A 12,595-nucleotide genomic window follows, 5' to 3' on the forward strand; every position below is an offset into this window, starting at 1 on the left:
TGGTCGTACTGTTGGTGCGGGTGTTGTTGCTAAAGTTATCGCATAATCGCTGATAATATTTGACGCAACGCACATGAAGAGGGCATCATTTGATGCCCTTTTTGCACGCTGTAACATAGAACCTGGCTCATCAGTGATTTTCAACCATAATCATTGCTGAGGCAGGCTCTGTTGCACGGCGTTATATGCCGAGTTTCGCCTGACAGCATCATTCGGTTCGGTTGCCTCGTTTTACGGGGCAAAATAGTTTCTGATTTATTGTGGCAGGTTGGTTTATGAGTGCTAATACCGAAGCTCAAGGGAGCGGGCGCGGCCTGGAAGCGGTAAAATGGCTGGTTGTGGCGGTGTTGCTGATTGCAGCTATCGTAGGCAACTACTATTACCGTGAAATTACCCTCCCGCTGCGTGCGCTGGCCGTTGTAATCCTGATCGCAGCAGCAGGTGGCATCGCGCTGCTGACGGCAAAAGGCAAGTCAACGCTGGCTTTTGCCCGTGAAGCGCGCACTGAAGTTCGCAAGGTCATCTGGCCGACTCGTCAGGAAACGTTGCACACCACGTTAATCGTTGCCGCGGTAACTGCCGTGATGTCACTGATTTTGTGGGGACTGGATGGTATTCTGGTCCGTCTGGTATCGTTTATCACTGGCCTGAGGTTCTGAGATGTCTGAAGCTCCTAAAAAGCGCTGGTACGTCGTTCAGGCGTTTTCCGGTTTTGAAGGCCGTGTAGCCCAGTCGCTGCGCGAGCATATCAAGTTACATAACATGGAAGAACTTTTTGGCGAAGTTATGGTTCCAACCGAAGAAGTGGTTGAGATCCGTGGCGGACAGCGTCGTAAAAGCGAGCGCAAGTTCTTCCCAGGCTATGTTCTGGTCCAGATGGTCATGAACGATGCAAGCTGGCACTTAGTGCGAAGCGTGCCGCGCGTCATGGGCTTCATCGGCGGAACCTCCGATCGTCCGGCACCTATCAGCGATAAAGAAGTCGACGCGATCATGAACCGCCTGCAGTCAGCGGGTGATAAGCCACGTCCGAAAACCCTGTTTGAACCGGGTGAACTGGTCCGCGTCAGCGATGGTCCATTTGCCGACTTCAACGGTGTGGTGGAAGAAGTGGATTATGAGAAAAGCCGCCTGAAAGTTTCCGTTTCCATCTTCGGCCGTGCAACACCGGTTGAGCTGGACTTTGGACAGGTTGATAAAGGCTGATATTCAGCCCCAGCCCGGTTTGCGGTAGTGTGATCAATAAGTAAGCCCGGCAGGTGAAAATCGGTTGCGAGAGGCGCGAAATTGCAATACAATTTCGCGCCTTTTGTTTTTATGCGCTGTATTCAGCGTGTGAATATTAATCACGGGGAGCTCCTTACCGAGCGTTTGCACCCAATAGAGGAATTATCATGGCTAAGAAAGTACAAGCCTACGTCAAGCTGCAGGTTGCAGCCGGTATGGCAAACCCAAGTCCACCGGTTGGTCCGGCACTGGGTCAGCAGGGCGTTAACATCATGGAATTCTGTAAAGCGTTCAACGCCAAAACAGAATCCCTTGAGAAAGGTCTGCCAACTCCGGTTGTTATTACCGTTTATTCTGACCGTTCTTTCACCTTCGTTACCAAAACCCCTCCTGCAGCAGTACTGCTGAAGAAAGCGGCTGGTATCAAGTCTGGTTCCGGCAAGCCGAACAAAGACAAAGTAGGTAAAGTATCTCGTGCTCAGGTACGTGAAATCGCAGAAACCAAAGCTGCGGACATGACTGGTTCTGACGTTGAAGCGATGACTCGCTCCATCGAAGGTACTGCTCGTTCCATGGGCCTGGTAGTAGAGGACTAAGAAATGGCTAAGCTGACCAAGCGCATGCGCGTGATCCGTGACAAAGTTGATGCAACTAAACAGTATGACATCAACGAAGCTGTTGCTCTGCTGAAAGAACTGGCTACTGCCAAGTTCGTAGAAAGCGTTGACGTAGCGGTAAACCTGGGCATTGATGCTCGTAAATCTGACCAGAACGTGCGCGGTGCAACTGTACTGCCACACGGTACTGGCCGTTCCGTTCGCGTTGCCGTATTTACCCAGGGCGCAAACGCTGAAGCTGCTAAAGCAGCCGGCGCTGAGCTGGTAGGTATGGAAGATCTGGCTGACCAGATCAAAAAAGGCGAAATGAACTTCGACGTGGTTATCGCATCTCCTGATGCAATGCGCGTTGTTGGCCAGCTGGGTCAGGTTCTGGGCCCACGTGGTCTGATGCCAAACCCGAAAGTCGGTACTGTAACTCCTAACGTTGCTGAAGCTGTTAAGAACGCTAAAGCAGGTCAGGTTCGTTACCGTAACGACAAAAACGGGATCATCCATACCACTATCGGTAAAGTTGATTTCGACGCAGATAAACTGAAAGAAAACCTGGAATCCCTGTTGGTTGCGCTGAAAAAAGCTAAACCTTCTCAGGCTAAAGGTGTTTTCATCAAGAAAGTTAGCATCTCCACCACTATGGGTGCAGGTGTTGCAGTTGATCAGGCTGGCCTGAACGCTGCTGCTAACTAATCTGCTTTACGCGGGTGAAAGTTTCTACTAGAATCTTACGCCCGTTGTTCTGTAATGATACAGAACCCCTATTCCAGTCACTCGCAGTTTGAATGACGCCGAATAGACAGAATTTTCGGTTGGAGCCTGGCCTTATCCAGGCCTCCGTCCAAGACCGCAGGTGTGCGACCGCAAGGTAACACTTAATTTCCTGCGTAGACGGTGACAGAACCTGAAGAATATTTTTATAGTCTTTGCTGGATTCTGCTCACCGTGTTTAGCGCCTGCGCCGGGCAACCGGGGTCAGGTGAAGTGAGTTCCGGAGAAATTCATCTCCGGCCAAAATCCAGGAGCAAAAGCTAATGGCAATAAATCTTCAAGACAAACAAGCGATTGTTGCTGAAGTCAGCGAAGTAGCCAAAGGCGCGCTGTCTGCGGTTGTTGCGGATTCTCGCGGCGTGACCGTAGACAAAATGACTGAACTGCGTAAAGCAGGTCGTGAAGCTGGCGTATACATGCGTGTTGTTCGTAACACCCTGCTGCGCCGCGTCGTTGAAGGGACTCCATTCGAGTGCCTGAAAGACACGTTCGTCGGTCCGACCCTGATTGCATACTCTATGGAACACCCGGGCGCTGCTGCTCGTCTGTTCAAAGAGTTCGCGAAAGCGAATGCAAAATTTGAGGTCAAAGCTGCGGCCTTTGAAGGTGAGCTGATCAGTGCGGCCAATATTGACCGTCTGGCAACTCTGCCAACTTACGAAGAAGCGCTGGCACGTCTGATGTCGACCATGAAAGAAGCCGCTGCAGGCAAACTGGTCCGCACTCTGGCAGCCGTTCGCGACGCCAAAGAAGCTGCTTAATCGCACTTTTTGCCTGTTGCACTTTAACGTATAAACTATTTCTGATTCACAGGAACAATTGTCATGTCTATCACTAAAGATCAAATTCTGGAAGCCGTAGCGGCTATGTCTGTAATGGACGTTGTTGAGCTGGTTTCCGCTATGGAAGAAAAATTCGGTGTTTCTGCTGCTGCTGCTGCTGTAGCTGTTGCTGCTGGCGGTCCTGCTGAAGCTGCTGAAGAAAAAACTGAGTTCGACGTTGTACTGAAAGCTATCGGCGCTAACAAAGTTGCCGTGATCAAAGCAGTACGTGGCGCAACTGGTCTGGGCCTGAAAGAAGCCAAAGACCTGGTTGAGTCTGCACCTGCTGCCCTGAAAGAAGGCATTAGCAAAGACGACGCAGAAGCTCTGAAGAAAGCACTGGAAGAAGCTGGCGCAGAAGTTGAAGTTAAGTAAGCCAACCTTTCAGGTTGCAGCTTGATTAATCCGCAAGGGTGACTCAGGCTGATGGCTGGTGACTTTTCGGTCACCAGCCTTTTTGCGCTCTAAGCGTCAATGACGTTTCACACTGTTTAGTCATTGATTTGCTTAATATCTTTCTCTATCGACGACTTAATATACTGCCTTCCTGAACGGGCTCCCCGCCCTGACAACGGCAATGAAATGATTTAAGCGTGATAGAAAGAGGTATTACGAAAAGCTTTCTGCTTTTCGAACAGACAAAACAGCGTTGCATGAACTGTCCCCCCTGGACGGACAGAGAGGTTCTACTTTTCAGCGAGCTGAGGAACCCTATGGTTTACTCCTATACCGAGAAAAAACGCATTCGTAAGGATTTTGGAAAACGTCCACAAGTTCTGGATATTCCATATCTCCTTTCTATCCAGCTTGACTCGTTCCAGAAGTTCATCGAGCAAGATCCTGAAGGTCAATACGGTCTGGAAGCTGCTTTCCGCTCCGTGTTCCCGATCCAAAGCTACAGCGGTAACTCCGAGCTGCAATACGTCAGCTACCGTTTAGGCGAACCTGTATTTGATGTGAAAGAGTGTCAGATTCGTGGTGTCACGTATTCTGCTCCTCTGCGCGTTAAACTGCGCCTGGTGATCTACGAGCGCGAAGCGCCAGAAGGCACCGTTAAGGACATCAAAGAACAAGAAGTTTACATGGGTGAAATTCCACTCATGACCGATAACGGTACCTTTGTTATCAACGGTACAGAGCGCGTTATCGTTTCTCAGCTGCATCGTAGTCCTGGCGTCTTCTTTGACAGCGATAAGGGTAAAACCCACTCTTCGGGTAAAGTGCTGTATAACGCACGTATCATCCCTTACCGTGGTTCCTGGCTGGACTTTGAGTTCGACCCGAAAGACAACCTGTTCGTCCGTATTGACCGTCGGCGTAAACTGCCTGCGACCATCATTCTGCGTGCGCTGAACTACACCACTGAGCAGATCCTTGACCTGTTCTTTGAAAAAATCGTGTATGAAATCCGCGACAACAAGCTGCAGATGGAACTGGTTCCTGAGCGCCTGCGCGGTGAGACAGCCTCTTTCGATATCGAATCCAACGGAACGGTATACGTAGAGAAAGGCCGTCGCATTACTGCACGTCATATTCGTCAGCTGGAAAAAGATGCTGTTGCACACATCGAAGTTCCGGTTGAATACATCGCGGGTAAAGTCGTCGCTAAAGATTATATCGACGAAAACACCGGCGAACTGATCGTTGCAGCCAACATGGAGCTGTCGCTGGATCTGCTGGCTAAACTGAGCCAGTCCGGCCACAAGCGTATTGAAACGCTGTTCACTAACGATCTGGATCACGGCTCGTACATGTCCGAAACCGTACGTGTCGACCCAACCAACGACCGCCTGAGTGCGCTGGTTGAGATCTACCGCATGATGCGTCCTGGTGAGCCACCAACACGTGAAGCGGCTGAAAACCTGTTCGAGAACTTGTTCTTCTCTGAAGACCGCTACGATCTGTCTGCGGTTGGCCGTATGAAGTTCAACCGTTCTCTGCTGCGTGACGAGATCGAAGGTTCAGGTATCCTGAGCAAAGACGACATCATTGAAGTGATGAAGAAGCTCATCGGTATCCGTAACGGTATTGGCGAAGTGGATGATATCGATCACCTCGGCAACCGTCGTATCCGTTCCGTTGGCGAAATGGCTGAAAACCAGTTCCGTGTAGGCCTGGTTCGTGTTGAGCGTGCGGTGAAAGAGCGTCTGTCCCTGGGCGACCTGGACACTCTGATGCCTCAGGACATGATCAACGCCAAGCCAATCTCTGCCGCAGTGAAAGAGTTCTTTGGTTCCAGCCAGCTGTCACAGTTTATGGACCAGAACAACCCGCTGTCTGAGATTACGCACAAGCGTCGTATCTCTGCACTTGGCCCGGGCGGTCTGACACGTGAGCGTGCAGGCTTTGAAGTTCGAGACGTTCACCCGACTCACTACGGTCGCGTGTGCCCAATCGAAACGCCTGAAGGTCCAAACATCGGTCTGATCAACTCCCTGTCCGTGTACGCACAGACTAACGAGTACGGTTTCCTGGAAACCCCATACCGTCGCGTTCGCGAAGGCGTGGTGACCGACGAAATTCATTACCTCTCTGCAATTGAAGAGGGTAACTACGTTATCGCTCAGGCGAACACCAACCTCGACGACGAAGGTCACTTCGTGGACGACCTGGTGACCTGCCGTAGCAAAGGCGAATCAAGTCTGTTCAGCCGCGATCAGGTTGACTACATGGACGTTTCCACCCAGCAGGTGGTTTCAGTCGGTGCTTCCCTGATCCCGTTCCTGGAACACGATGACGCCAACCGCGCATTGATGGGTGCAAACATGCAACGTCAGGCGGTTCCTACTCTGCGTGCTGATAAGCCGCTGGTAGGTACCGGTATGGAACGCGCGGTAGCGGTTGACTCCGGTGTAACAGCCGTAGCGAAACGTGGTGGTACCGTTCAGTACGTGGATGCTTCCCGTATCGTTATTAAAGTTAACGAAGACGAGATGTATCCGGGCGAAGCCGGTATCGACATTTACAACCTGACCAAATACACCCGTTCTAACCAGAATACCTGTATCAACCAGATGCCGTGTGTCAACCTGGGCGAACCAATTGAACGTGGTGACGTGCTGGCTGACGGTCCTTCAACGGATCTGGGCGAACTGGCACTGGGTCAGAACATGCGCGTCGCGTTCATGCCGTGGAACGGCTACAACTTCGAAGACTCCATCCTGGTCTCCGAGCGCGTGGTACAGGAAGATCGCTTCACCACCATCCACATTCAGGAACTGGCATGTGTGTCCCGTGACACCAAGCTTGGGCCGGAAGAGATCACCGCTGACATCCCTAACGTGGGTGAAGCTGCGCTCTCCAAACTGGATGAATCCGGTATCGTATATATCGGTGCTGAAGTGACCGGTGGCGACATTCTGGTAGGTAAGGTTACGCCGAAAGGTGAAACCCAGCTGACGCCAGAAGAGAAGCTGCTGCGTGCGATCTTCGGTGAGAAAGCGTCTGACGTTAAAGACTCTTCTCTGCGCGTACCGAACGGCGTGTCTGGTACCGTTATTGACGTGCAGGTCTTCACCCGCGATGGCGTGGAAAAAGACAAGCGCGCGCTGGAAATCGAAGAGATGCAGCTGAAGCAGGCGAAGAAAGACCTGTCTGAAGAATTGCAGATCCTCGAAGCCGGCCTGTTCAGCCGTATCAACTACCTGCTGGTTTCCGGCGGCGTTGAAGCGGAAAAACTGGACAAGCTGCCTCGCGAGCGCTGGTTGGAACTCGGTCTGACCGACGAAGACAAGCAAAACCAGCTGGAACAGCTGGCAGAGCAGTACGACGAGCTGAAGCACGAGTTTGAGAAAAAACTCGAAGCGAAACGCCGCAAAATCACTCAGGGCGATGACCTGGCACCTGGCGTGCTGAAAATCGTTAAAGTGTATCTGGCCGTTAAACGTCAGATCCAGCCTGGTGACAAAATGGCAGGTCGTCACGGGAACAAAGGTGTTATCTCCAAGATCAACCCGATCGAAGATATGCCATACGATGAGAACGGTACGCCGGTCGATATCGTACTGAACCCGCTGGGCGTACCATCACGTATGAACATTGGTCAGATTCTTGAAACCCACCTGGGTATGGCTGCGAAGGGCATCGGCGAGAAAATTAACGCTATGCTTAAGAAGCAGGAAGAAGTGTCCAAACTGCGTGAGTTCATTCAGCGCGCGTACGATCTGGGCACCGATGTGCGTCAGAAAGTTGACCTGAATACGTTCACTGACGATGAAGTGCTGCGTCTGGCGGAAAACCTGAAGAAAGGGATGCCAATCGCGACTCCGGTGTTCGATGGCGCGAAAGAGAGCGAGATCAAAGAGCTGCTGCAGCTCGGCGGCCTGCCTTCTTCCGGTCAGATCACCCTGTTCGATGGTCGTACCGGCGAACAGTTCGAACGTCAGGTTACCGTTGGCTACATGTACATGCTGAAACTCAACCACTTAGTGGATGACAAAATGCATGCACGTTCTACCGGCTCTTACAGCCTGGTTACTCAGCAGCCGCTGGGTGGTAAGGCGCAGTTCGGTGGACAGCGCTTCGGTGAGATGGAAGTGTGGGCACTGGAAGCATACGGTGCCGCTTATACCCTGCAGGAAATGCTGACCGTGAAGTCTGATGACGTGAACGGCCGTACCAAGATGTATAAAAACATCGTTGACGGCAACCATCAGATGGAACCGGGCATGCCGGAATCCTTCAACGTACTGTTGAAAGAGATCCGCTCGCTGGGTATTAACATCGAGCTGGAAGACGAGTAAGCACTCGAATTTGTACTGGTTACAGCACGCCCTGCCGGGCGTGCTGAGAAGTCTCACTCCGACGGGAGCTAATCCGTGAAAGACTTACTTAAGTTTCTGAAAGCGCAAACTAAGACCGAAGAGTTTGATGCGATCAAAATTGCTCTGGCCTCGCCAGACATGATCCGTTCCTGGTCTTTTGGTGAAGTTAAAAAGCCAGAAACCATTAACTACCGTACGTTCAAACCAGAACGTGACGGGCTTTTCTGTGCGCGTATTTTCGGGCCGGTAAAAGACTACGAGTGCCTGTGCGGTAAGTACAAGCGCCTGAAACATCGCGGTGTAATCTGTGAGAAGTGTGGCGTTGAAGTTACACAGACCAAAGTTCGCCGTGAGCGCATGGGCCACATTGAGCTGGCTTCTCCAACTGCGCACATCTGGTTCCTGAAATCGCTGCCATCCCGCATCGGTTTACTGCTGGACATGCCACTGCGTGATATCGAGCGCGTGCTGTACTTCGAATCTTATGTGGTTGTTGAAGGCGGCATGACTAACCTTGAGCGTCGTCAGATCCTGACTGAAGAGCAGTATCTGGATGCGCTGGAAGAGTTTGGTGACGAATTCGACGCGAAAATGGGTGCGGAAGCGATCCAGGCCCTGTTGAAAAACATGGATCTGGAGCAGGAATGCGAGCAGCTGCGTGAAGAGCTGAACGAAACCAACTCCGAAACCAAACGTAAAAAACTGACCAAGCGTATCAAGCTGCTGGAAGCGTTCGTGCAGTCTGGCAACAAGCCAGAGTGGATGATCCTGACCGTGCTGCCTGTGCTGCCGCCGGACCTGCGTCCGTTGGTTCCGCTTGACGGCGGTCGTTTCGCTACGTCGGATCTGAACGATCTGTACCGTCGCGTGATCAACCGTAACAACCGTCTGAAACGCCTGCTGGATCTGGCTGCGCCAGATATCATCGTACGTAACGAAAAACGTATGCTGCAGGAAGCGGTCGATGCGCTGCTGGATAACGGCCGTCGCGGTCGTGCGATCACCGGTTCTAACAAACGTCCTCTGAAATCTTTGGCCGATATGATCAAAGGTAAACAGGGTCGTTTCCGTCAGAACCTGCTGGGTAAACGTGTCGACTACTCTGGTCGTTCCGTTATCACCGTAGGTCCATACCTGCGTCTGCACCAGTGTGGTCTGCCGAAGAAAATGGCACTGGAGCTGTTCAAACCGTTCATCTACGGCAAGCTGGAACTGCGTGGTCTTGCTACCACCATTAAAGCCGCCAAGAAAATGGTTGAGCGTGAAGAAGCTGTTGTCTGGGATATCCTGGATGAAGTGATCCGCGAACACCCGGTCCTGCTGAACCGTGCACCAACGCTGCACCGTCTGGGTATCCAGGCCTTTGAGCCAGTGCTGATCGAAGGTAAAGCCATTCAGCTGCACCCGCTGGTTTGTGCGGCTTATAACGCCGACTTCGATGGTGACCAGATGGCTGTTCACGTACCGCTGACGCTGGAAGCCCAGCTGGAAGCGCGTGCGCTGATGATGTCTACCAACAACATCCTGTCTCCTGCGAACGGTGAACCAATCATTGTTCCTTCTCAGGACGTTGTACTGGGTCTGTACTACATGACCCGCGACTGTGTTAACGCCAAAGGCGAAGGCATGGTGCTGACAGGCCCGAAAGAAGCTGAGCGTATTTACCGCGCTGGCCTGGCCTCTCTGCACGCCCGCGTTAAGGTGCGTATCACTGAGCACGAGAAAAATGAGCAGGGCGAGTGGGTTGCTAAAACCAGCCTGATCGATACGACCATTGGTCGTGCCATCCTGTGGATGATCGTGCCAAAAGGTCTGCCTTTCTCCATCGTCAACCAGGCGCTGGGCAAGAAAGCGATCTCCAGGATGCTGAACACCTGTTACCGCATCCTGGGACTGAAACCAACGGTTATCTTTGCTGACCAGACCATGTACACCGGCTTTGCCTATGCGGCTCGCTCTGGTGCGTCTGTTGGTATCGACGACATGGTTATCCCGGAGAAGAAAGTGGAAATCATCACCGAAGCGGAAGCTGAAGTGGCTGAGATCCAGGAGCAGTTCCAGTCTGGTCTGGTCACCGCCGGCGAACGCTATAACAAAGTGATCGATATCTGGGCTGCCGCTAACGAACGTGTTGCGAAAGCAATGATGGAAAACCTGTCTACCGAAGTCGTCATTAACCGTGACGGTGAGGAAGAGCGTCAGGTCTCCTTCAACAGCATCTTCATGATGGCCGACTCCGGTGCTCGTGGTTCTGCTGCACAGATTCGTCAGCTGGCCGGTATGCGTGGTCTGATGGCTAAGCCAGATGGCTCCATCATCGAAACGCCGATCACCGCGAACTTCCGTGAAGGTCTGAACGTACTCCAGTACTTCATCTCCACGCACGGTGCCCGTAAAGGTCTGGCGGATACCGCACTGAAAACCGCGAACTCCGGTTATCTGACCCGTCGTCTGGTTGACGTGGCACAGGATCTGGTGGTGACCGAAGACGATTGTGGTACCCATGAAGGTATCATGATGACGCCGGTTATCGAGGGTGGTGACGTTAAAGAACCACTGCGCGAACGTGTTCTGGGTCGTGTGACCGCGGAAGATGTGCTGAAGCCAGGTACTGCTGACATTCTGCTGCCGCGTAACACGCTGCTGCACGAACACCAGTGTGACCTGTTGGAAGAGCATTCAGTCGACAGCCTGAAAGTCCGCTCCGTTGTAAGTTGCGAAACTGACTTCGGCGTGTGCGCCCACTGTTATGGACGCGATTTGGCACGTGGCCACATCATCAACAAAGGTGAGGCCATCGGCGTTATCGCTGCACAGTCCATCGGTGAGCCGGGTACACAGCTGACGATGCGTACGTTCCACATCGGTGGTGCGGCATCTCGTGCGGCTGCTGAATCCAGCATTCAGGTCAAGAACAAGGGTACGCTGAAGCTGATCAACGCCAAGTCGGTAACCAACTCCGCGGGCAAACTGATCATCACTTCACGTAACGTTGAACTGAAAATGATCGACGAATTTGGCCGTACCAAAGAGAGCTATAAAGTTCCTTACGGTGCAGCCATGGCGAAAGGTGACGGCGAGCAGGTTGCAGCGGGCGAGACCGTAGCAAACTGGGATCCACATACCATGCCGGTCATCACCGAAGTGAGCGGTTTCGTTCGCTTCACCGATATGATCGACGGCCAGACCATTACCCGCCAGACGGATGACCTGACCGGTCTCTCTTCTCTGGTGATCCTGGACAGTGCTGAACGTACTGCCGGTGGTAAAGATCTGCGTCCTGCGCTGAAAATCGTTGATGGTAACGGTGACGATGTGCTGATCCCAGGTACCGATATGCCTGCTCAGTACTTCCTGCCGGGCAAAGCGATTGTGCAGCTGGAAGATGGTATCAAGATCAGCTCTGGTGATACCCTGGCTCGTGTGCCGCAGGAATCTGGCGGTACCAAGGACATCACCGGTGGTCTGCCACGTGTTGCTGACCTGTTCGAAGCCCGTCGTCCGAAAGAGCCGGCAATCCTGGCTGAAATCAGCGGCATCATCTCCTTCGGTAAAGAGACCAAAGGGAAACGTCGTCTGGTTATCACCCCGGTAGACGGTAGCGATCCGTACGAAGAGATGATTCCGAAATGGCGTCAGCTGAACGTGTTCGAAGGTGAGCGTGTGGAGCGTGGTGACGTGGTTTCCGATGGACCAGAATCACCACATGACATCCTGCGTCTGCGTGGCGTGCATGCTGTGACCCGTTACATCACTAACGAAGTGCAGGAAGTTTACCGCCTGCAGGGCGTTAAGATTAACGATAAGCACATCGAAGTCATCGTTCGGCAGATGCTGCGTAAAGCTACCATCGAAAGTGCAGGCAGTTCCGACTTCCTGGATGGCGAGCAGGTTGAAGTGTCACGGGTTAAGATCTCCAACCGAGACCTGGAAGCCAACGGCAAAATCGCGGCCACATACGTGCGCGATCTGCTGGGTATCACCAAAGCGTCACTGGCGACCGAGTCCTTCATCTCTGCGGCCTCGTTCCAGGAAACAACGCGCGTACTGACCGAAGCAGCCGTTGCGGGTAAACGCGACGAACTGCGCGGACTGAAAGAGAACGTTATCGTGGGCCGTCTGATCCCAGCCGGTACAGGTTACGCTTATCACCAGGATCGTATGCGCCGCAAGGCTGCTGGCGAAGCACCAGTGGTGCCTCAGGTGACCGCAGACGAAGCGTCTGCCAGCCTGGCAGAGCTGCTGAACGCTGGCCTGGGTGGCAACGACGATTAATCGTCGCTAATACTCAGCTTAAAAACCCCACTTCGGTGGGGTTTTTTTATGCCTGAAATCCCAGCGAAAAATGGGCAGCTAAACGAATTCAGCCGCCCCAAAAAAGGGTGCAGTAATCCCTGCGCCC

The 12,595-nt window shown here is 52.7% G+C and carries 8 protein-coding genes; all 8 read left to right on the forward strand.

Annotated features, from left to right (window positions below; translation table 11 throughout):
* The first annotated feature begins 275 nt into the window (after positions 1-275).
* The 8 genes from secE to rpoC all read left to right on the forward strand — a co-directional run bounded on the left by secE (position 276) and on the right by rpoC (position 12,468).
* Positions 276-659, forward strand: coding sequence for a preprotein translocase subunit SecE (gene secE, locus GSQ70_RS05580; protein WP_158781630.1), 384 nt, complete (start codon positions 276-278; stop codon positions 657-659).
* Between the two features lies 1 nt (position 660).
* Positions 661-1,206, forward strand: a complete 546-nt coding sequence (gene nusG, locus GSQ70_RS05585) for a transcription termination/antitermination protein NusG (RefSeq protein WP_158781631.1) — start codon at positions 661-663, stop codon at positions 1,204-1,206.
* A 188-nt stretch (positions 1,207-1,394) separates the two neighbouring features.
* Entirely contained in the window at positions 1,395-1,823 is a 429-nt protein-coding gene (rplK, locus tag GSQ70_RS05590; protein WP_007886298.1) for a 50S ribosomal protein L11, read from the forward strand.
* 3 nt (positions 1,824-1,826) lie between these two features.
* Positions 1,827-2,531 carry a 50S ribosomal protein L1 gene (rplA, locus tag GSQ70_RS05595; protein ID WP_158781632.1) on the forward strand — a complete coding sequence of 235 codons (705 nt, stop codon included), beginning with the start codon at positions 1,827-1,829 and terminating at the stop codon, positions 2,529-2,531.
* A 341-nt stretch (positions 2,532-2,872) separates the two neighbouring features.
* Positions 2,873-3,370 carry a 50S ribosomal protein L10 gene (rplJ, locus tag GSQ70_RS05600; protein WP_158781633.1) on the forward strand — a complete coding sequence of 166 codons (498 nt, stop codon included), beginning with the start codon at positions 2,873-2,875 and terminating at the stop codon, positions 3,368-3,370.
* A 63-nt stretch (positions 3,371-3,433) separates the two neighbouring features.
* On the forward strand, positions 3,434-3,805 hold the full coding sequence (gene rplL, locus GSQ70_RS05605; protein WP_158781634.1) for a 50S ribosomal protein L7/L12: 372 nt from the start codon (positions 3,434-3,436) through the stop codon (positions 3,803-3,805).
* Between the two features lie 338 nt (positions 3,806-4,143).
* Positions 4,144-8,172 carry a DNA-directed RNA polymerase subunit beta gene (gene rpoB, locus GSQ70_RS05610; RefSeq protein ID WP_158781635.1) on the forward strand — a complete coding sequence of 1,343 codons (4,029 nt, stop codon included), beginning with the start codon at positions 4,144-4,146 and terminating at the stop codon, positions 8,170-8,172.
* Positions 8,173-8,247: 75 nt separating this feature from the next.
* Positions 8,248-12,468: a DNA-directed RNA polymerase subunit beta' gene (gene rpoC, locus GSQ70_RS05615; RefSeq protein ID WP_158781636.1), complete on the forward strand. Its 4,221-nt coding sequence runs from the start codon at positions 8,248-8,250 to the stop codon at positions 12,466-12,468.
* The last annotated feature ends 127 nt before the right edge of the window (positions 12,469-12,595 follow it).

The sequence above is a fragment of the Pantoea sp. BAV 3049 genome (assembly GCF_009765445.1).
Taxonomy (GTDB): Bacteria; Pseudomonadota; Gammaproteobacteria; order Enterobacterales; family Enterobacteriaceae; genus Erwinia.

Coding starts and splice junctions, on each gene's coding strand:
- secE (WP_158781630.1), top strand. CDS start 276: ATGAGTGCTAATACCGAAGCTCAAGGGAGCGGGCGCGGCCTGGAAGCG.
- nusG (WP_158781631.1), top strand. CDS start 661: ATGTCTGAAGCTCCTAAAAAGCGCTGGTACGTCGTTCAGGCGTTTTCC.
- rplK (WP_007886298.1), top strand. CDS start 1,395: ATGGCTAAGAAAGTACAAGCCTACGTCAAGCTGCAGGTTGCAGCCGGT.
- rplA (WP_158781632.1), top strand. CDS start 1,827: ATGGCTAAGCTGACCAAGCGCATGCGCGTGATCCGTGACAAAGTTGAT.
- rplJ (WP_158781633.1), top strand. CDS start 2,873: ATGGCAATAAATCTTCAAGACAAACAAGCGATTGTTGCTGAAGTCAGC.
- rplL (WP_158781634.1), top strand. CDS start 3,434: ATGTCTATCACTAAAGATCAAATTCTGGAAGCCGTAGCGGCTATGTCT.
- rpoB (WP_158781635.1), top strand. CDS start 4,144: ATGGTTTACTCCTATACCGAGAAAAAACGCATTCGTAAGGATTTTGGA.